General features: G+C 73.2%; 17 protein-coding genes. 10 read left to right on the top strand and 7 right to left on the bottom strand.

The genetic code is table 11. The features are described 5' to 3' along the window. Positions 1 to 7: 7 nt before the first annotated feature. Entirely contained in the window at positions 8 to 934 is a 927-nt protein-coding gene (locus tag P3T37_RS27115) for a sucrase ferredoxin (RefSeq protein ID WP_280726516.1), read from the bottom strand. A gap of 63 nt (positions 935 to 997) precedes the next feature. Beyond that, positions 998 to 3,457, bottom strand: a complete 2,460-nt coding sequence (locus P3T37_RS27110; protein WP_280726515.1) for a DNA topoisomerase IV subunit A — start codon at positions 3,455 to 3,457, stop codon at positions 998 to 1,000. Positions 3,458 to 3,700: 243 nt separating this feature from the next. On the opposite strand from P3T37_RS27110, the gene P3T37_RS27105 reads away from it, so the two are divergent. From P3T37_RS27105 to P3T37_RS27085, 5 genes are all read left to right on the top strand, one after another. After that, positions 3,701 to 5,035, top strand: a complete 1,335-nt coding sequence (locus P3T37_RS27105; RefSeq protein WP_280726514.1) for a pitrilysin family protein — start codon at positions 3,701 to 3,703, stop codon at positions 5,033 to 5,035. Beyond that, entirely contained in the window at positions 5,032 to 6,420 is a 1,389-nt protein-coding gene (locus tag P3T37_RS27100; RefSeq protein ID WP_280726513.1) for a pitrilysin family protein, read from the top strand. Before P3T37_RS27105 ends, P3T37_RS27100 begins: the two co-directional genes overlap by 4 nt. Positions 6,421 to 6,800: 380 nt before the next feature. After that, entirely contained in the window at positions 6,801 to 7,994 is a 1,194-nt protein-coding gene (locus tag P3T37_RS27095; RefSeq protein WP_280726512.1) for an RtcB family protein, read from the top strand. A gap of 83 nt (positions 7,995 to 8,077) precedes the next feature. Then, on the top strand, positions 8,078 to 8,626 hold the full coding sequence (locus P3T37_RS27090; RefSeq protein ID WP_280726511.1) for an SMI1/KNR4 family protein: 549 nt from the start codon (positions 8,078 to 8,080) through the stop codon (positions 8,624 to 8,626). Positions 8,627 to 8,856: 230 nt separating this feature from the next. Beyond that, positions 8,857 to 9,816, top strand: a complete 960-nt coding sequence (locus P3T37_RS27085) for an RIO1 family regulatory kinase/ATPase (protein WP_280726510.1) — start codon at positions 8,857 to 8,859, stop codon at positions 9,814 to 9,816. 21 nt (positions 9,817 to 9,837) lie between these two features. Here the strand turns inward: P3T37_RS27085 and P3T37_RS27080 are convergent, their stop codons facing one another. The 3 genes from P3T37_RS27080 to P3T37_RS27070 form a co-directional block, all read right to left on the bottom strand. Further along, positions 9,838 to 10,545: a class I SAM-dependent methyltransferase gene (locus P3T37_RS27080; protein ID WP_280726509.1), complete on the bottom strand. Its 708-nt coding sequence runs from the start codon at positions 10,543 to 10,545 to the stop codon at positions 9,838 to 9,840. Positions 10,546 to 10,615: 70 nt separating this feature from the next. Beyond that, positions 10,616 to 11,377, bottom strand: a complete 762-nt coding sequence (locus P3T37_RS27075; RefSeq protein ID WP_280726508.1) for a GNAT family N-acetyltransferase — start codon at positions 11,375 to 11,377, stop codon at positions 10,616 to 10,618. 78 nt (positions 11,378 to 11,455) lie between these two features. After that, a complete protein-coding gene (locus P3T37_RS27070; protein ID WP_280726507.1) occupies positions 11,456 to 11,734 on the bottom strand; it encodes an HPr family phosphocarrier protein in 279 nt (92 codons plus the stop codon). A gap of 175 nt (positions 11,735 to 11,909) precedes the next feature. Between P3T37_RS27070 and P3T37_RS27065 the strand changes: the two genes are divergently transcribed. The 4 genes from P3T37_RS27065 to P3T37_RS27050 all read left to right on the top strand — a co-directional run bounded on the left by P3T37_RS27065 (position 11,910) and on the right by P3T37_RS27050 (position 17,238). Further along, complete coding sequence (locus P3T37_RS27065; RefSeq protein WP_280726579.1) at positions 11,910 to 14,657, top strand: GNAT family N-acetyltransferase; 2,748 nt, start codon at positions 11,910 to 11,912, stop codon at positions 14,655 to 14,657. A 105-nt stretch (positions 14,658 to 14,762) separates the two neighbouring features. Beyond that, on the top strand, positions 14,763 to 15,353 hold the full coding sequence (locus P3T37_RS27060; RefSeq protein WP_280668616.1) for a DUF5998 family protein: 591 nt from the start codon (positions 14,763 to 14,765) through the stop codon (positions 15,351 to 15,353). A 16-nt stretch (positions 15,354 to 15,369) separates the two neighbouring features. Continuing rightward, complete coding sequence (locus tag P3T37_RS27055; protein ID WP_280726506.1) at positions 15,370 to 16,557, top strand: alkaline phosphatase family protein; 1,188 nt, start codon at positions 15,370 to 15,372, stop codon at positions 16,555 to 16,557. A 33-nt stretch (positions 16,558 to 16,590) separates the two neighbouring features. Next, positions 16,591 to 17,238 carry a thymidine kinase gene (locus P3T37_RS27050; RefSeq protein ID WP_280726505.1) on the top strand — a complete coding sequence of 216 codons (648 nt, stop codon included), beginning with the start codon at positions 16,591 to 16,593 and terminating at the stop codon, positions 17,236 to 17,238. A 12-nt stretch (positions 17,239 to 17,250) separates the two neighbouring features. On the opposite strand, the gene P3T37_RS27045 is transcribed toward P3T37_RS27050, so the two are convergent. After that, on the bottom strand, positions 17,251 to 18,027 hold the full coding sequence (locus P3T37_RS27045) for a VOC family protein (RefSeq protein WP_280726504.1): 777 nt from the start codon (positions 18,025 to 18,027) through the stop codon (positions 17,251 to 17,253). Positions 18,028 to 18,196: 169 nt separating this feature from the next. Between P3T37_RS27045 and P3T37_RS27040 the strand changes: the two genes are divergently transcribed. Next, on the top strand, positions 18,197 to 19,048 hold the full coding sequence (locus P3T37_RS27040) for a sulfurtransferase (protein WP_280726503.1): 852 nt from the start codon (positions 18,197 to 18,199) through the stop codon (positions 19,046 to 19,048). A 67-nt stretch (positions 19,049 to 19,115) separates the two neighbouring features. Here P3T37_RS27040 and sepH read toward each other — a convergent pair whose 3' ends face one another. After that, a complete protein-coding gene (gene sepH, locus P3T37_RS27035; RefSeq protein ID WP_280726502.1) occupies positions 19,116 to 20,213 on the bottom strand; it encodes a septation protein SepH in 1,098 nt (365 codons plus the stop codon). Positions 20,214 to 20,225: the final 12 nt, after the last annotated feature.

Raw genomic sequence — 20,225 nt, 5'->3', positions numbered from 1 at the left:
CGAGCGGTCACGCCTGGTGAGCGCCCACCGGATCCACCGCCGTGACGGAGCGGACGGCCATCCGGCTCGGGGTGCCCGGCGTCTTGCCGCAGCTCTCCGGACGCGCGGGCAGGCTCAACTCCTGTGCCACCTCCACCTGCCAGCTCCGGCCGTCCAGGTGCGACACCAGGCAGTCCCAGTGCTCCTCGCCGGCCGGCTGCTGGGCGATCGTCAGGACGTCGGCGGCCGTGTCGCCGGTGAGTTCCCGTACCGCCTGCTCGGCCGCCTGCGCCGGACGGTCCCAGTACGAGCGCCCCCGGGAGAATTGCGGCACCGTGTGCCCGGCGGCCGTCGCGGCCAGGATCTCCTTGGCGCGGGCCTCGGTCAGCCGTCCGTAGGCGTATCCGTAGGGCAGCACCAGCATGGTGGGGGAGAAGCGGTGGCCGCCGAGGTGGGTGACCTCCCAGACCTCGCTGTGCCCGGCCGCCGCCAGCTCGGCGGCCAGCGGACGGCCCAGCAGCGCGCAGCAGCGGTCGCGGCGGCCGTTGGTGCACACCAGCGCCAGCGGGCCGCCGGTGTGCGCGGCGCCGAAGCCGCCGTGCTCCCCGGCGCCCGCGGCTGCCAGATCCAGCGTCAGCAGCTCGCTCAGGTCGGCGAGTTCGGCCCGTCGCAGCCAGGAGTTGCCCGGCGCTGTGTGCGCCAGCACGACCTGGTGCCCGGAGTCGGCGTGGGTGTCGGCATGCCGTCCCGGGCGCCGGATCAGCGCCGGGCGCACGCCGGTTCCCGCGCAGGCCGCGTCCAGGGCTCGGCCCAACCCCGCAGGGAGGTGGCTCTCATCGAGCGCCTTGGCACCCCACGGCCCGGACTGCTCTATCAGCAGCCACGTGGTGGCAGTGGCGGCGGTGGCGGACAGGGGCTCGGTCAGCTCGCTCGACAGCGTCGCACAGGTGGTCACTTAGGTCACCCTACCCGCGCCGGCGGACGGGTGACCCAAGCGAGCGCCCGTCTGTGAGACCGGTCAGGCCGGTCCCGCGACGGCGGCGACCGGCGTGGTCACCGGCGTGCCCGAGCCGTCCCTGCGCGGGTCGCGCTCCGGCAGTTGCACCGGCGCGCCGTTGGCCGCGGCCGCCCGGGCCGGTACCGCGCCCGCCCAGGCGAACGCCAGTGCGTCCTCGCCGCGCAGGAAGCGCTGGCAGCGCACCCCGCCGGTGGCCCGGCCCTTGCGCGGGTACTGCTCGAAGGGCGTCACCTTCCAGCTGCTCTGCGCCTCGCCAGTGAGCGTCCCCGAGGCGCCGGCCACCGAGACCACCACGGCGTCCACCGCCGGGTCGACTGCCGTGAAGGAGAGCACCCGGGCGCCGTCGGTCAGCTTGATGCCGGCCATCCCGCCCGCCGGGCGGCCCTGCGGGCGCACCTGGCCGGCCGGGTAGCGCAGCAGCTGGGCGTCGCTGGCGATGAAGACCAGGTCCTCCTCGCCGGTGCGCAGCTCGACCGCGCCCACCACCTCGTCGCCGTCCTTGAGCGAGATCACCTCGAAATCGTCCTTGTTGGCGGGCCACTCCGGCACCACCCGCTTCACCACGCCCTGCGCTGTGCCCAGCGCCAGGCCGGGCGAGGACTCGTCCAGCGTGGTCAGCGCGATCAGACGCTCACCCGGCTCCAGCCGGAGCAGCTCGCCGACCTGCGCCCCGCCGGCCAGCGAGAGCGAGGGCTGCGGCGGCAGCGCGGGCAGGTCGATCACCGGCAGCCGCAGCACCCGCCCGGCCGAGGTCACCGCGCCGACGTCGGCCCGTGCGGTGGCGGGCACCGCGGAGACGATCACGTCGTGCTTGGAACGGCTCGTCGAGGGCTCCCCCAGCTCGACCGGCTCGCCGTCCGCGGTGCGGGCCAGCAGCCCGGTGGAGGAGAGCAGCACCCGGCACGGGTCGTCGGCCACCTCCAGCGGCACCGCCAGCGCGGCCGACGGCAGCGCCCCGGCCTCCAGCAGCACGGTGCGCCGCTCGGTGCCGAACTGCTTGGCCACCGCGCCCATTTCGTTGGAGACCACGCTGCGCAGCTTGCTGTCCGACTCCAGGATCTCGGTCAGCTCGGCGATCTCGGTGGAGAGCTTGGTCTGCTCCGCCTCCAGCTCGACCCGGTCGAAGCGGGTCAGCCGGCGCAGCGGCGTGTCGAGGATGTAGGCGGTCTGCACCTCGGAGAGCGAGAAGCGCTCCATCAGGCGCTCCTTGGCCTGCGTCGCGTTGTCGCTGGAGCGGATCAGCGCGATGACCTCGTCGATGTCGACCAGCGCCACCAGCAGGCCCTCGACCAGGTGCAGCCGCTCCTGGCGCTTGCGGCGACGGAACTCGCTGCGTCGGCGGACCACCTCGAAGCGGTGGTCGACGTAGACCTCCAGCAGCTCCTTGAGGCCCAGCGTCAGCGGCTGGCCGTCCACCAGCGCCACGTTGTTGATGCCGAAGGTCTCCTCCATCGGCGTCAGCTTGTAGAGCTGCTGGAGCAGCGCCTCGGGGACGAAGCCGTTCTTGACCTCGATCACCAGCCGCAGGCCGTGCTCGCGGTCCGTGAGGTCCTTGACGTCCGCGATGCCCTGCAGCTTCTTGGCGCCGACCAGGTCCTTGATCTTGGCGATCACCTTCTCCGGGCCGACCGTGAACGGCAGTTCGGTCACCACGATGCCCTTGCGGCGCGGGGTGACGTCCTGGACCGTCGCGGTGGCGCGGATCTTGAAGGTGCCGCGGCCGTTCTCGTAGGCGTCGCGGATGCCGGAGAGGCCGACGATCCGGCCGCCGGTCGGCAGGTCCGGGCCCGGGATGAAGCGCATCAGGGTGTCGAGGTCGGCGCTCGGGTGCTTGATCAGGTGCCGGGCGGCGGCCACCACCTCGCTGAGGTTGTGCGGCGGCATGTTGGTCGCCATCCCGACCGCGATCCCCGAGGCACCGTTGACCAGCAGGTTCGGGAAGGCGGCCGGGAGCACCGCCGGCTCCTGCTCGCTGCCGTCGTAGTTCGGCCCGAAGTCGACGGTGTCCTCGTGGATCGACTCCACCAGCGCCATCGAGGCGGCCGTCAGCCGGGACTCGGTGTAGCGCATCGCGGCCGGCGGGTCGTCGTTGCCGAGCGAACCGAAGTTGCCGTGGCCGTCGATCAGCGGCACCCGCATCGAGAACGGCTGTGCCATCCGGACGATCGAGTCGTAGATCGAGGCGTCCCCGTGCGGGTGAAGCCGACCCATCACCTCGCCGACCACGCGGGCGCACTTCACGTGCGAGCGCTCCGGGCGCAGGCCCATCTCGTTGGCCTGGTACAGGATTCGGCGGTGCACCGGCTTGAGGCCGTCCCGCGCGTCCGGCAGAGCACGGGAGTAGATCACCGAGTAGGCGTACTCCAGGAACGAACCCTGCATCTCGTCCACAACGTCGACATCGAGGATCCGCTCCTCGAAGTCTCCGGGCGGCGGGGTCGGCGAACTGCGGCGGGCCATCGCGGCGGGGCTCCCTTGCGTCTGTCAGCTGCATCACGTGTCGTCACCGGGGTACGGCGCCCCCCATTGTGGACCCTCTTACCGACAGCGCCCGCCAAGGGCCGCCCCCGTGCCCACTTCCGCCGCTGGCGAACGGCCCATCCGCGCGGACGCGGCTACGGCCCTGGCACGTTGCACCACAATGGGGGCTGCTGACAACCGATGATCCCCCCGACCCCAAACTGACGGGAAGGACCCGAGCGCATGGCCAACCCGGCCCCCGCCTCCACCAAAGGCATCGCGATCACCGAGCACCGCCTGGCCAACGGCCTGCGCGTGGTGCTCTCAGAGGACCACCTCACCCCGGTGGCCGCCGTCTGCCTCTGGTACGACGTCGGTTCCCGCCATGAGGTGAAGGGCCGTACGGGTCTGGCGCACCTCTTCGAGCACCTGATGTTCCAGGGCTCCGCCAACGTCTCGAACAACGGCCACTTCGAACTCGTGCAGGGCGCCGGCGGTTCACTCAACGGCACCACCAGTTTCGAGCGCACCAACTACTTCGAGACCATGCCGACCCACCAGGTGGAGCTCGCGCTCTGGCTGGAGGCCGACCGGATGGGTTCGCTGCTCGCCGCGCTGGACGACGCGTCGATGGAGAACCAGCGCGACGTCGTCAAGAACGAGCGCCGCCAGCGCTACGACAACGTGCCCTACGGCACGGCGTTCGAGAAGCTCACCCGGCTCTCCTACCCCGACGGCCACCCCTACCACCACACCCCGATCGGCTCGATGGCCGACCTGGACGCGGCCACCCTGGAAGACGCCCGCACGTTCTTCCGTACGTACTACGCCCCCAACAACGCGGTGCTCTCGATCGTCGGCGACTTCGACCCCGAGCAGACCATCGCCTGGGTCGAGAAGTACTTCGGGTCCATCCCCGCGCACGACGGCAAGCAGCCGCCGCGCGACGGCACGCTGCCCGAGGTGATCGGCCAGGAGATCCGCGAGCTGGTCGAGGAGGAGGTCCCCTCCCGCGCGCTGATGTCCGCCTACCGCCTGCCGCACGACGGCACCCGGGAGGCCGACGCCGCCGACCTCGCGCTCACCGTCCTCGGCTCCGGCGAGTCCAGCCGCCTCTACAACCGGCTGGTCCGGCGCGACCGCACCGCCGTGTCGGCCGGCTTCGGCCTGCTGCGACTGGCCGGCGCCCCCTCGCTCGGCTGGCTCGACGTCAAGACCTCCGGCGACGCGACGATCGCGCAGATCGAGAGCGCCGTCGACGAGGAGCTCGCCCGCTTCGCCGCCGAGGGCCCCACGCCCGAGGAGCTGGAGCGCGCGCAGGCGCAGATCGAGCGGGAGTGGCTGGACCGGCTGACCACCGTCAGCGGCCGGGCCGACGAACTCTGCCGCTTCGCCGTGCTGTTCGGCGACCCCAAGCTGGTCAACGACGCGCTCGGCAAGGTCCTGGACGTCACCGCGGAGGAGGTCAGGGCGGTCGCCGCGGCCCGCCTGCGACCCGACAACCGCGCCGTGCTGGTCTACGAGCCGCTGGCCACCGCCGACGCCGACTCCGACAACGCCGAGGAGGACGCCGCATGAGCACCTTCGTCCCCACCATGACCTTCCACCCCCAGCCTCAGCCTGGCACGCCGTCACCCTGGGCCTTCCCCGCGCCCAGCCGCTCGGCGCTGGCCAACGGCCTGACGGTGCTGCACTGCGACCGTCCCGGCCAGCAGCTGGTGGCCGTCGACGTGCTGGTCGACGCCCCGCTCGCCGCCGAGCCCACCGAGCTGGAGGGCGTCGCGACCATCCTGGCCCGGGCGCTCAACGAGGGCACCGACACGCTCACCGCCGAGCAGTTCGCCGGCGAGCTGGAGCGCGCCGGCGCCACCCTGGACGCGAACGCCGACCACCCCTGCATCCGGGTCGCCCTGGAGGTGCCGGTCTCCCGTCTGGAGCGCGGCCTGACGCTGCTCGCCGACGCGCTGCGCTCTCCCGCGCTGCCCGAGGACGAGATCGAGCGGCTGGTCGCCAACCGCCTCGACGAGATCGTCCACGAGCAGGCCAACCCGGCCCGGCGTGCGGCGAAGGCGCTCTACGCCGAGCTCTTCGACTCCGCGGACCGCCTCTCGCGCCCGCGGGCCGGGAGCGCAGAGAGCGTCAAGCGGATCGACCGCAGCGCGGTCAAGGCCTTCTACGACGCGCACGTCCGCCCCTCCACCGCCACCGTGGTCGTCGTCGGCGACCTCACGGGCGTGGACCTCCCGGCGCTGCTGGAGTCCACCCTGGGCACCTGGACGGGCGACCGGGCCGAGCCCAGCAAGGCCGCGCCGGTCACCGCCGACGACACCGGCCGCGTGATCATCGTCGACCGGCCCGGCGCCGTCCAGACCCAGCTGCTGATCGGCCGGATCGGACCCGACCGGCACGACCCGGCCTGGGCCGCGCAGGTGCTCGGCACCTACTGCCTCGGCGGCACCCTCACCTCCCGGCTGGACCGGGTGCTGCGCGAGGAGAAGGGCTACACCTACGGCGTACGGGCCTTCGCCCAGCCGCTGCGCTCCGCGCCCGACGGCTCGGGCCGAGCGCTGCTCGCCATCAGCGGCTCGGTGGACACCGCCTCCACCGCTCCCGCGCTGGCCGACACCTGGACCATCCTGCGCACCCTGGCCGCCGAGGGCCTCACCGACGCCGAGCGCGAGGAGGCCGTGCAGTACCTGGTCGGGGTCGCCCCGCTCCGGTACGAGACCGCCGGCTCGGTGGCCAGCACCCTCGCCGACCAGGTGGAGCAGCACCTGTCCGACGACTTCCAGGCCGAGGTCTACCGGCAGATGGCCGTCCTGAGCACGCAGGCCGCCACCGACGCCGTGGTCAGCGGCTTCCAGCCCGACCGACTGGTGACCGTGCTGGTCGGGGACGCCTCGGTGATCCGCGACCAGGTCAAGGAACTCGGCCTCGGCGAGGTCACCGTCGTCACCTCCTGACGCTGTTTCGACAGTTTCGACGTTTTCGACAGGTGGTACCGAGGCCCGGCGGATGATCCGCCGGGCCTCGGTAATTCCCTTGCCCGGGACCTCGGTTCCGTGGGTTGATACTCCCGTCGCACAGCGCGGCGGACGGCATTGGGAGAGGAGGCGGTCACCATGCGGGTCGAGCAACCAGGCAGGCGCGTCAGCGCTCTGCGCTCCCCGAGGAGGCCGTCCGTTGCCTCCTGCCGCTCGCGACGAACCGCCTGAGCCCTGCCGCCCGGCCGTTGATGTCGGGCCGTTGCTGTTGAGCTCCATCCAGACTTCCCGAGCCACGCCGGACTCTTCGCGTGGCAGTCCTACCCTGGAAACGTCGACCTTTGGGGGTCAGTCTCACCATGTCGTACACCGAAGTACCCGGCGCGCGTGTCCCGATCCGGATGTGGACCGATCCGGCGACGGTCGAGGGCGCTGCACTCCAGCAGCTGCGCAACATCTCCGGCCTGCCCTGGCTGCACGGCCTCGCCGTGATGCCGGACGTCCACCTGGGCAAGGGCGCGACCGTCGGTTCCGTCATCGCCATGAAGGACGCGGTCTGCCCGGCCGCGGTCGGCGTCGACATCGGCTGCGGGATGAGCGCGGTGAAGACCTCGCTGACCGCCCGCGACCTCCCCGACGACCTCGGCCGGCTGCGCTCGCGGATCGAGCAGCTCATCCCGGTCGGCCGCGGCCTGCACACCGACCCGGTCGACCCGAAGTCCCTGCAGGACCTGACGACCACGGGCTGGGACGGCTTCTGGAACCGCTTCGACCAGGTCGCGCCGGAGGTGAAGTGGCGGCGTGAGCGGGCGATGCAGCAGATGGGAACGCTCGGGTCCGGGAACCATTTTGTCGAATTCTGCTTGGATACGACCGATTCTGTCTGGTTGATGTTGCATTCGGGATCGCGCAACATCGGCAAGGAGTTGGCAGAGCACCACATGGGCGTCGCCCGTTCGCTCTCGCACAACCAGGGCCTGGTTGATCGGGACCTCGCCGTCTTCCTGGCGAAGACCCCGGAGATGGACGCCTATCGGCAGGACCTCTTCTGGGCGCAGGAGTACGCCAAGCGCAACCGGGCCGTCATGATGGCGCTCTTCCAGGACGTCGTGCGAAGCCAGTTCCCCCGGGCCGAGGTCGCCTTCGACCAGGTGATCAGCTGCCACCACAACTACGTCAGCGAGGAGCGGTACGACGGCGTCGACCTGCTGGTCACCCGTAAGGGCGCGATCCGGGCCGGCTCCGGCGACCTCGGGATCATCCCGGGCTCCATGGGCACGGGTTCGTACATCGTGCGCGGTCTGGGCAACGAGGCTTCGTTCAACTCCGCCTCGCACGGCGCCGGCCGCAAGATGAGCCGGACGGCGGCCAAGAAGAAGTTCACGGTGAAGGACCTGGAGGAGCAGACCCGGGGCGTGGAGTGCCGCAAGGACAGCGGCGTGGTGGACGAGATCCCGGGCGCGTACAAGTCCATCGACAAGGTCATGGCGCAGCAGCAGGACCTGGTCGCAGTGGTCGCCAAGTTGAAGCAGGTGGTCTGCGTCAAGGGTTGACGTCATGCCAGGGCGCGCGGAAGGCGCGCCCTGGCTCTTCGTGGGTAACGGCGCTGTCGGACCCGGCTGCGACGATCACTGGCATGAGCAATGACGACGACCTTCTGCGGCGAGTTGCCGAGCGTGCCCGAAGCCAGGCCCCGGTGCTGGCGGCGCCCGTGAGTGTGGTGGAAATCGCGGCGGTTGAGGCGGAGTTGGGGTTTGCTCTGCCTGTTCTGCTGCGGCGCCTGTACGGGGAGGTGGCGAACGGCGGGTTCGGGCCGGAGTATCTGCTGTTTCCGCTGGTCGGGGACGGCGAGACGGTCGTGTCCGTCTATCGGGCCGAGTGCGCGCCGGACGATGCGGAGCCGTCCGACCACTGGCCGCGCGGTGTGTTGCCCGTGCTGACCTGGGGGTGCGGGATGTACGCGGCTGTGGACTGCCTGCGTCCCGGGGGCCCGGTGCTGCTCTTCGAGCCGAATGCCGGGCCTGACGACTGGGCAGATGCCTGGTTCCAGGACTCGCCGTCGCTGGCCGAGTGGCTGAAGTCGTGGCTGTCGGGCACCGGGTGGTGGGCGGATGACGAGGAACTGATGGACGAAGATGGCGAGTTCGCTGAGCCGACGCCGCCCTCCATTTGCCGGTCGGTCTAATTCGGTTGCGCCCTGCGCGGTGGTCGATAGGGTCGTCGTGTTCCTGCGGGATCGGGCGCTCGGTGCCCGGCCGTGACGAGAGAGAGGGGAGGTGCGCCTCGGTGATTGCCGCCACGACGCGGCGCGCTGTTCCCTGCGCGCCAGACGCTTCCTCTCGTTATCTGCCCGCCGGCTGACGTCCTTCGCCGACGCACCCCTCCGGTGGGCCCACTCCGCAGGAGACCACCGCAGTGCGTAAGAGCTTTTCCGACAGTGAGTCCTTCGCCCGCATCCGTCCCAAGGGCGGCAAGGGTGCAAACCGAACCACGCGATACGACGACGACGCCTTCGCCGACTACACCGCGCGCTTCTGGCCGGAGGCGTCCGAGGACGTTCCCGCCGATGGTGCCGCGGTGACCGACGGGCCTCCCGAGGGGGACCGCTGGTCGACCTGGGACGTGTCGACGCCGACCGAGAAGGGGCCCGAGCCGCGCCCCGACTGGGTGGTGACCGATCTGGCCGCCGTCGACACCGAGTTGGGCATCGTGAAGACCGGCAAGGAGGCCGACGTCTTCCTGCTGGAGCGCGGCGTGCCCGGCAGTGACCGCCGCACCCTGATGGCGGCCAAGCGCTACCGCGACGGTCAGCACCGGCTGTTCCACCGCGACTCCGGCTACCTGGAGGGCCGCTCGCACAAGGAGTCGCGGGTCAGCCGCGCGATGGAGAAGCGCTCGGCCTTCGGGAAGCAGGCGATCGCCGGCCAGTGGGCCGCCGCCGAGTTCGCTGCGCTGTCCCGGCTCTGGCTGGCGGGCGCGGCCGTGCCGTATCCGGTGCAGATCGTCGGCACCGAGATCCTGATGGAGTTCATCGGCGACCGGTCCGGCGCGGCGGCCCCGCGACTGGCCCAGACCCGGCCGCAGGGAGAGGAGTTGGACGACCTCTGGGAGCAGCTGGGCCGCAGTCTGTCGCTGCTCGCCCGGGACGGCTTCGCGCACGGGGACCTGTCCGCGTACAACATCCTCGTCCACGAGGGCCGGCTGGTCGTCATCGACGTCCCGCAGATCGTGGACGTGATCGCCAACCCGCGCGGCCGGTCCTTCCTGGAGCGCGATGTGCGCAACGTCGGAGCGTGGTTCGTCTCGCAGGGTCTGCCGGAGCGGCGGGTGGAAGAGCTGGCGCAGGCGCTGGCCTTCGACGCTCGCCTCGACTGACGCGCTGGGACGCAGGCCTGCTCAGGCAGGGGTGGGTCGCAGCAGCAGCGCGGCGAAGCCGTTGGCGCCGCGCTGCTCGCGGAGCCAGCGGGTGCGGTGGGCGGCGGCGGCTTCCAGGGTGGGGGCGGCGTCGGGGTCGTCGGGGTGGTCGAGGGCCCAGGCGGCGAGGGAGCCGGTGCGGGACCACTCGTAGTCGTCCAGTTCCTGTTGGGTGCTGATGTGCCCGTGGACCGGCGTCCAGCCCTCGGCGGTGATCCGCTCGACGAGGGTGGCGAGGTCGTGGGCGGCCTCGGTGGCGCCGTAGCCTTCGCCGACCAGCACGGCGCCGCCCGGGGCGAGGTGGCCGCGGGCGGCCGCGAGGGTGGGCAGCAGACCGCCGAAGGCGTGCGCGGCGCCGATGCTGAGCACCAGGTCGTAGCGGTGTGGTGCGATGAAGTCGGCCGCGGCGATGTGGTGCAGGCCGAGTCGGCGGGCCACTCCCAGCTGTTCTGCGGTCTGCTGAGCCCGGGTCAGGCCGGCTGCCTCGCGGTCGACGCCGTCGCCGGTGGCGCCGGGGTGGGTGGCCAGCGCGCGCAGCAGCCAGGTGGCCTCGCCGCAGGCTGGGTCCAACAGGCGTTCGTCACCGCGCGGGAGGGCGCGGGCCAGCAGAGCGGCCACCGTCGCGTCGCTCAGCGGGGCGGCGACGGCGTGGTGGGCGTGGGCGCGGAGGGAGGTCAGATGGCGGTCCATCCTGGAAGCGTCTCAGCCGATGGGCCGGGCCGCACCGGATTGCGGCTTCCGAGTTGTCCCTGACGCATCGTCACACGGCCGCGATGTACGCGGCTTTGAGGTCGCGCCGGCGCAGACCGAGGCGCTCGTAGAGGCGGATGGCGGCCGGGTTGTCGTCGTCCACCATGAGGGCGGCGCGACCGCGGCGGCGCAGCATGGCGTCGAGCAGCAGCCGGCAGACGGCCTCGGCGTGTCCCCGTCCGCGGCCGCGCACGGGGTGGGCGGCGACGCCGGCCAGGTAGCCGACCTCGGGGGAGCTCCAGGCGTCGGCGGCGAGCGCGGTGAGCCGGCCGGCGCTGTCGCGCACGCCGGCCCAGGCGCGGCTGCCGGGCCGCAGCGGGTGGGCGTGGGAGCCGGGGAAGACCTCGTCGAGCAGGGCGGCGGCTTCGGGGAGTTCGGCGGGGGTGAGCAGCTGGGCGAGCGGCTGGGCGAGCGGCTGGGCGAGCGGCGACACGTCCAGCGAGGGGCCGTTCAGTTCCATCCAGCGGAACGGGCCGACCGCGCGTAGTTCGGGGACGGCTGCGACCAGCTCGTCGATCAGCGCGCTGTCGCCGACCGGGCGCAGGCTGGGGCCGAACTCGGCCAGCGCGTGCCGGGCCAGCCGGGCGGCGGGCCGGGGCGCGCCACGGACGGCCAGCCGGTCGCGGCGCGACAGTGCGGGGGAGGCCACCGCGACCGCGCCCTGGTGGGCCCAGGCCCGCACGCCGGGCGCGAGGCCCTGGGCGGCCCAGAGGACGAGGGAATCGCCTTCGGCGGCATCGCTCAGCTCGGCGGAGGTGTGGAGTTCGAACACCCCGCGATTGTCGCAAAACCGAGCAGGACAGGCCGAAGGGGTGGCACCGCGCGTGCGGTACCACCCCTTCGGTGCGGCTCAGGCCTCCGGCAGTGCGTCCAGGCCGCCCTGGACCATGGCGGCCAGGCGTCCCAGCGCACCCTCCGCGCCCTCGGCGTCGGAGGCGAGCACGACCTCCTCGCCGCCCTCGGCGCCGAGCGCCAGCAGGCCGAGCATGGAGGCGGCGTTGACGGGGGCGCCGCCGGCCTTGGCGATGGTGACGGGCACGCCGACGGCGCCGACCGCGCGGACGAAGACCGAGGCGGGACGGGCGTGCAGGCCCTCGGGCCAACCGATGGTGACGCGGCGCTCTGCCATGAGACGTGCCTTTCAGGTGGTGCTGCTGGAGCTGTGTTGTCTAGACCATTCTGGCATGGCTGCGGCCGAACCCGACCCGACCGCGCCCGGCCGGGGGCCGAGCGGCCCGTCGCCCGATAGCCTGGCGGTTGTGGACGACCCCCAGACCTCGGCCGCCGCCGCACCGGGCAACGCGATACCGGGCAGCGCGGCGCCGGGCGACGCGCACAGCTACCCCCAGCACTGGGAGGCGGACGTCCTGCTGCGGGACGGCGGCACCGCGCGGATCCGGCCGATCACCCCGGCCGACGCCGACCGGCTGGTGGCGTTCTACGCCCTGGTCTCCGACCAGTCGAAGTACTACCGCTTCTTCGCCCCCTACCCGCGGCTCTCCGCCAAGGACGTCCGCCGCTTCACCCACCACGACTACGTCAACCGCGTCGGCCTGGCCGTCGTGGTGCGCGACCGCTTCATCGCCACCGTCCGCTACGACCGGATCGATGAGGTCGGCCGCCCCTCCGAGACCGGCACCGACGCCGAGGTGGCGTTCCTGGTGCAGGATGCGCACCAGGGCCGCGGGGTCGCCTCCGCGCTGCTGGAGCACATCGGCGCGGTCGCCCAGGAGCGCGGCATCCGGCGCTTCGTGGCCGAGGTGCTGCCGGAGAACCGCAAGATGGCCAAGGTCTTCACCGACGCCGGCTACGTCCAGCAGCGCAGCTTCGCCGAGGGGGTGCTGCACCTGGAACTCGACCTCGAACCCACCGCCGCCTCCCTGGCGGTGATGCGCGCCCGCGAGCACCGCGCCGAGGCGAGGTCCGTCCAGCGGCTGCTGACGCCGCGCTCGGTCGCGGTGGTCGGCGTCTCGCGCACCGAGCGGTCGGCCGGCCGGGCGCTGCTGCGCGACCTGTCCGGCAGCGGGTTCCGGGGCGAGGTGTACGCCGTGAACAGCGCGGCCCCGCCCGGCACCGTGCTGGACGGCGTGCCGTTGCACCGCTCGATCGCGGACATCCCCGGACCGGTGGACCTGGCGATCATCGCCGTGCCCGTCGGCGCTGTCCCGGCGGTGGTCGCCGAGTGCGGCGCGCGCGGCGTGCAGGGCCTGGTGGTGGTCACCGCCGGGTACGCCGAGACCGGGCCGGAGGGCCGCGACCGCCAGCGCGCCCTGGTCCGCCAGGCCCGCGCGGCCGGCATGCGGGTGATCGGGCCCAACGCGTTCGGCCTGATCAACACCGATCCGGCGCACCGGCTGAACGCCTCGCTGGCCCCGGCACTGCCCGCGGCCGGCCGGTTCGGGCTGTTCTGCCAGTCCGGCGCGATCGGTGTCGCCCTGCTGGAGGCCGCGCACCGCCGGGGACTGGGCGTCTCCTCCTTCGCCTCGGTCGGCAACCGCGCCGACGTCTCCGGCAACGACCTGCTCCAGTACTGGGAGGAGGACCCGGCCACCGACGTGGTGCTGCTCTACCTGGAGTCGTTCGGCAATCCGCGCAAGTTCACCAGGATCGCCCGCCGGCTGGCCTCCGCCAAGCCGGTCGTGGTGGTCAAGGGCGCCCGGCACACCGGCAGCCTGCCACCTGGCCACGCCGTCCCGTCCGTCGCCTCCGCGCTGCGCGACGCCACCGTGGACGCGCTCTTCCAACAGGCGGGTGTGGTGCGGGTGGAGACCATCACCGAGCTCTTCGACGCCGGTGAGCTGCTGGCCCACCAGCCGCTGCCGGCCGGCGACCGGGTGGCGGTGGTCGGCAACTCCGACTCGCTCGGCCTGCTCACCTACGACGCCTGCCTGAGCGCGGGCCTGCGCCCGCGCACCCCGGTGGACCTGACCACCGCCGCCACCGGCGAGAACTTCCGGATCGCCCTGGAGACCGCGCTCGGCGACCCCGGCGTGGACGCGGTGATCGCGGTGGCGATCCCGCCGATCTCCGGGGCCGTCCCCGGCGACCAGCCGCTGCCCGGCACCGACCCGGAGATCGGCGAGGCGCTGCTGGCCGCCGCGAGCAGTGCGCGCCGACGCGGCAAGCCGCTGCTGCTGACCCATCTGAGCCTCACCGACCTGCCGACCCGGCTGCGCACCGACGAGCACACCGTGCCGACCTACCCGGCGCCCGAACGCGCGGTACGCGCCCTGTCCCACGCCGTGCGCTACGGCGCCTGGCGCCGCACCACCGAGGCCGCGGAGCAGACCGCGCGGGTCCCCGAGCTGGACCGGATCGACGAGGCAGCCGCCCGCCGCCTGGTCGAGCAGCACCATGTGAGCGGCCGGATCACCCTCCCCGACCGGGACGCGGCCGCCCTGCTGGCCTGCTACGGCATCGAGGTCCAGCCCACGCTGCCCGCCCCCGACGAGGAGCGCGCGGTGCTGGCCGCCGCGACGCTCGGCTACCCGGTCGCGCTCAAGGCCACCGCCGGGCACCTGCGCCACCGCCCGGACCTCGGCAGCGTCCGGCTCGACCTGACCGGCGAGCCGGGCCTGCGCCGCGCGCACCGCGAGCTGGACGCGCTGCTCGGCGGCGCGGCCCAGGCCGAGCTGGTGGTGCAGCGGCTGGCGCCGCGCGGGGTGGACACCGTGATCGCCGCCACGGTCGACCCGGCGGTCGGCGCGATCCTCTCCTTCGGCCTGGCCGGCGCCCCCGCCGAGCTGCTGGGCGACCTGGCGCACCGGCTGGTCCCGGCCACCGACCTGGAGGTCGCCGCCCTGGTCCGCGAGGTGCGGGCGGCGCCGCTGCTGTTCGGCTGGCGCGGCGCCGACCCGGTGGACACCGACGCGCTGGAGGAGCTGCTGCTGCGGGTCTCCCGGCTGGTCGACGACCTGCCCGAGGTGGCCTCGGTGGACCTGGAGCCGGTGGTGGTGGCCCCGCACGGCCTGACCGTCCTGGGGGCCCGGGTGCGGATCGCCCCGCTGCCGATGCGCAGTGATCTGGGCCCGCGCAGCATGAGCACCCTGTAGCCTTCCTGGGTTGCGCCCGCTCGGGCCACGGCCGGTGCACCCGGTCGCCGGGACGTACGGCGCAGTCCAGCCCGCTCCGTCGGCGGGACATGCCAGGATGGAGTTATGGCGAAGACCGGTACCACCACCACGCAGGACCTGCGCTCGGCGATCGAGCGCAGCGGCTACTACCCCGCGTTGGTGTCCGAGGCCGTGGAGTCCGCGGTGGGCCCTGAGCCGATCAGTTCCTACCTGGTCCACCAGGAGACCACCTTCGACGCCAACGAGGTGCGTCGGCACGTGACCGTGCTGGTGCTGACCGCCTCCAGGTTCGTGGTCAGCCACACCGACGAGCAGGCCGCCGACGCGACCAGCCCGGTGCCCTACGCCACGACCTCCACCGAATGCGTGCGCCTGGACCGGATCGGCTCGGTCGTGCTCAGCCGCATGGTGGCCAACCCGGAGACGTACACCCCGGGCACGCTGCCGCGCGAGGTGGTGCTGACGATCGGCTGGGGAGCGGTCCAGCGCATCGACCTGGAGCCCGCCGGCTGCTCGGACCCGAACTGCGAGGCCGACCACGGCTACACCGGTTCGGCCACCGCCGACGACCTGTCCCTGCGGGTCAGCGAGGCGGGCGACGGACCGGAGACGGTGGCCCAGGCCCTGGTCTTCGCCCGGGCGCTGTCCGAGGCCACCATCAGCACCCGCTCCTGAGGCCCGGCACCCCGCGATGTCCTACACCCCGCCGTCGGATCACGACGCCTTCGAACTGCTCGTCCCCGCCGACGCGCCCGTCCCCAGCTACGGCACCGGCTCGCTCTGCGACCTGCTGCCCTCGGTCGCGGCCGGCCTCGGCGTGCCCGGCTTCACCAGCACGCTGCCGATCGAACCGGCCGACCGGGTCTGCGTCTTCCTGGTCGACGGCATGGGCTGGGAGCTGATCAAGCGCCACCCGGAGTACGCGCCCTTCCTGACCTCGCTGCTGCCCAGCTCGCTGGGCGGCACGGCCCGGCCGCTCACCGCGGGCTTCCCGTCCACCACCGCGACCTCGCTGGCCTCGGTGGGCACCGGCCTGCCGCCCGGTCTGCACGGCCTGGCGGGCTACACGGTGGCGATCCCGGGGCGCAACCAGCTGATGAACCAGCTGCGTTGGCAGCCCCCGGTCGACCCCCGCGAGTGGCAGCCGTACCCGACGGTCTTCGAGCGGGTGCACGCGGCGGGTGTGGCGGCCAGTCAGGTCTCCTCGCCGCTCTTCGCGCAGACCCCGCTCACCCAGGTCGCGCTTTCCGGCGGCGAGTTCCTCGGCCGCACCACCGGCGAGGAGCGGATGGACCTGGCGGCCCGCCAATTGGCCGCCGCGGACCGGACGCTGGTGTACACGTACGTCAGCGAGCTGGACGGCATGGGCCACCGCTACGGCGTGGACTCCGACGAGTGGCGGATGATGCTCAACACGGTGGACCGGCTGGCCCAGCGGCTCGCCGAGCAGCTGCCGCCGCGCTCGGCGCTGTACGTCACCGCGGACCACGGCATGATCGACATCGCGCCGGAGGACCGGATCGACTTCGACGACGACTGGGAGCTGAGCGCAGGCGTCGCGCTGCTCGGCGGTGAGGCCCGGGCCCGGCACGTGTACGCCGTCCCCGGCGCGGCCGCCGACGTGCAGATGGTCTGGAGCGAGGTGCTCGGGGACCGGATGTGGGTCGCCACCCGGGACGAGGCGATAGCGGCCGGCTGGTTCGGCCCGTCCGTGGACGACCGGGTCTACCACCGGATCGGCGACGTGGTCGCCGCAGCCCGTGACGACATCGCGGTGATCGCCTCGCGCAGCGAGCCGGGGGAGTCCGCGATGACCGGGCTGCACGGATCGATGACCCCGGTCGAGCAGTTCGTGCCGTTGCTCGAAGTCCGCGGCTGATCACCCCCATCCCGAAAGGCCCACGCTCCACCCATGGCTGACCTGGTGTTCTTCTCCGGCACGATGGACTGCGGCAAGTCGACGCTGGCGCTGCAGATGAACCACAACCACGCCGCCCGCGGCCGGCAGGGGATCATCTTCGCCCGCCACGACCGCGCCGGGGCCTCCACCATCTCCAGCCGGCTGGGCCTGCGGGCCGAGGCGGTCGAGGTGACCGAGGGCTTCGACTTCCACCTCTACGTGGTGCAGTTGCTCTCGGCGGGCGGCCGGGTGGACTACCTGATCTGCGACGAGGCGAACTTCTACGCCGCCGACCAGGTCGACCAGCTCGCCCGGGTGGTGGACGAACTGGGCATCGACGTCTTCACCTTCGGGATCACCACCGACTTCCGCACCCGGCTCTTCCCCGGCTCCCAGCGGCTCGTCGAGCTCGCCGACCGGGTGGAGATCCTTCAGGTCGAGGCGCTCTGCTGGTGCGGCGCACGGGCCACCCACAACGCCCGTACGGTGGGCGGGGTGATGGTGGTCGAGGGGCCGCAGGTGGTGGTCGGGGACGTCGCGGTCAGCGAGGACGAGGTCGGCTACGAGGTACTCTGCCGCCGCCACCACCGCCGCCGGCTCACCGCCGCCACCGCCCGCGCGGCCGCCCTCTCCCCGGACGTGCTGCCCTTCGAGGGCTGAAAGTCCCTTCGGCTACGGCAGTTTCACGATCGAGAACCGGCCGCCCTCCGGATCGGCCAGCCGGGCCACCCGTCCGTACGGCGTGTCGTAGGGCGCCACCAGCAGGCTGCCGCCCAGGGCAAGCGCCTGGTGCACGGTCGGATCGACGTCCGCGACCGCGAAGTAGACCCGCCAGCGCGGCGGGCCGTCCCGCAGGTCGCCGGTCTGCCGGATGCCGGCCACCCGGTGCCCGTCCACCTGGAGCGTGGCCTCCTCGTCCCCGCGGGCCAGCGCCGACGGGTCCGCCTCGACCACCGCGCGGCCCAGCACCGAGCCGTAGAAGGCGGCGGCCAACGGCTCGTCGTTGGTGACCAGTTCGCTCCAGACCGGTGCGCCCGGCTCGCCGACCACCTCCCAGCCGAGGTGCTCGCGTCCCTCCCAGAGGCCGAAGAACGCGCCCGAGAGGTCGGCGGCGACGGCCAGGCGCCCGGCCGCCCCGGACTGCAGCGGACCGACCGCCACCGTTCCGCCGCACTCGCGCACCCGCTGCGAGACGTCGTCGGCGCTGTCCACCGCGAAGTAGGTGGTCCACTCGGTCGGCAGTGCGGAGTCGGCCGGGGCCAGCCCGATCCCGGCGACCTTCGCGCCGTGCAGGCTGGCCCGGACGTAGCAGCCGAGTTCGGCCGGTCCGGGGGTGAAACTCCAGTCCAGCAGCGGACCGTAGAAGGCCTCGGCGCCTTCCAGGTCATGGACCACCAGGCTCACCCAGCAGGGCGTTCCCTGCGCCACCCGGACCTTCACCGCAGTCATCACAGGCCTCCTCGCGGGGGCACCCGGCCCGGCGGCGCGGGCCCCAGGCCCAGATGCTCCCACTCCCCGCGGACGACACACCGCAGGAGCGCGCGGACGCCACGGCAAAGACCGTACAAAGAGCACTCCGTAGCCCGAAGCGACCGTCGAAGGCGGCACAATGGCCGCCATGGACAAGACTTCTCCGTTGATCTCCGCCGACGAGCTGGTGCAGGCCCTGGCCGGTCCGCAGCCGCCGGTACTGCTGGACATCCGCTGGCAGTTGGGCGGCCCGGCTGGCATCGAGGACTACGCGGCCGGCCACCTGCCGCAGGCCCACTTCCTGGAGCTGGATCGCGAACTGGCCGCCCCGCCCGTCCCGGTGGGCGTCGGCGGGCGCCACCCGCTGCCGGACCCCGAGGAGTTCGGCGCCGCGCTGCGCCGGGCCGGGGTCGACGCGGACCGTGCGGTGGTGGTCTACGACGCGAACACGTCGATGGCGGCGGCCCGGGCCTGGTGGCTGCTGCGCTGGGCCGGCCACGGCGACGTCCGGGTGCTGGACGGCGGCCTGGCCGCCTGGCGCGCGGCCGGCGGGCCGGAGACGACCGAGGTTCCGCCGCCGGGCGAGGGCGACTTCAAGCCCGTCCCCGGGCAGCTGCCGACGCTGGACGCCGACCAGGCCGCCGAACTGGCCCGCGGCGGCCTGCTGCTGGACGCCCGGGCCGGCGAGCGCTACCGCGGCGAGACCGAGCCGATCGACCCGCGGGCCGGGCACATCCCGGGCGCGGTCAGCGCGCCGACCAACGAGAACCTCGGTCCGGACGGGCGCTTCCTGCCCGCCGCCGAGCTGGCGGAGCGGTTCCGCGCGCTGGGCGCGGAGGGACAGGCGGTCGGGGTCTACTGCGGCTCGGGGGTGACCGCGGCGCATCAGGCACTGGCCCTGGAGCTGGCGGGGCGTCAGGCCGCGCTGTACCCGGGCTCCTGGAGCGAGTGGTCCCGCGACCCGGCCCGGCCGGCCGCCACGGGGGCCGAGCGCGGCTGAGCAGGACGAAAAGGGGGGCCCTCCGTGGAGAGGGCCCCCCTTAGACCGACCGGCAGGTCGGTCTTCGCTACTCCTGCTTCTTGCGGCGGCTGCCGAAGACGATCTCGTCCCAGCTGGGCACGGTGGCCCGGCGGCCCGGGCGCACGCCGTCCGCCTCGGCCTGCCGGTCGGTGGTGCCGACCAGCCGCTCCCGGTGCGGTGCGACCGCCCGGGGCATCAGGATGTCCGCGTACGCCGAGCCCGCACCGACGGCCGGTGCCGCGGCGGCAGCCGGCTCCTCGACCAGCTGGCCGTCCTCGACCGGCGGTGCCGCCTCGATCGCCGAGGGGCCGACCGCGAGGTCGCCGCGGAAGGCCGGGACCACGTCCAGCAGGCTGGTCAGCGAATCCCGGGCCTCGGCCGTGGCGGCGGTGGCCGCCGCCTCGCGGGCCGCGATCCGCTCGGGCGGCGGGGACATGATCCGGTCCGCCGAGGGGCGCTCGATCATCGGGCGCATCGGGCGGTCGTGGGGGAGCCGGGCGATCCGCGGGATGAACGGGAAGACCGAGTCCTCCTCGCGCTCCACGTTCTCGCCGATCAGCGCGCGGGCCTCGTCGTCGATCGGCTGGACCAGGCGCCGGGGCGGGTCGTACGTCCAGCTCGCCGAGCGGCCCTCGCCGTCGGCGCGGTAGTAGAGGACGACCTCCCAGGTGCCGTCGTCACGGCGCCAGGAGTCCCACCGCTCGGTGTCCTTCTCGGCGCCGCGCAGCACCAGCCGCTCGGCGACGGCCTCGCCCAGCTGCGGTCCGGTGCTCTCGCCGTGCCGACGGATCGGGGTCTTGCGGGCCCGCTCGGCCATGAAGGCGCGCTCGGCGAGCACCGGGCCCTCGAAGCGGCGGACCCGGTCCACCGAGATCCCGGCGGCCTGGGCGACCTCCTCGGCGGAGGCGCCGGCTCGTATCCGCGCCTGGATGTCGCGGGGGCGGAGGTGGCTCTCCACCTCGATCTCGATCTGGCCGAGGCGCGGTCGGTCACCACGGATGGCGGCGCGCAGCCGCTCGTCGATGGGGAGGGTGTACTCCGTGCTGTCGGCAGCCTTGAGGACCAGCCGTGTGCCGTCATTGCTGACAGCCACGACGCGCAGTTCGGGCACGGTTACCTCCCGGGTGGTGCCTGCCGACGTCACCTGCGTCGCTGC

Origin of the sequence: Kitasatospora sp. MAA4 (genome assembly GCF_029893355.1) — a bacterium.
Classification (GTDB): Bacteria; Actinomycetota; Actinomycetes; order Streptomycetales; family Streptomycetaceae; genus Kitasatospora.
The sequence above is the reverse complement of the archived record's forward strand: the minus strand, read 5'-3'. Positions and strand labels throughout refer to the sequence as shown.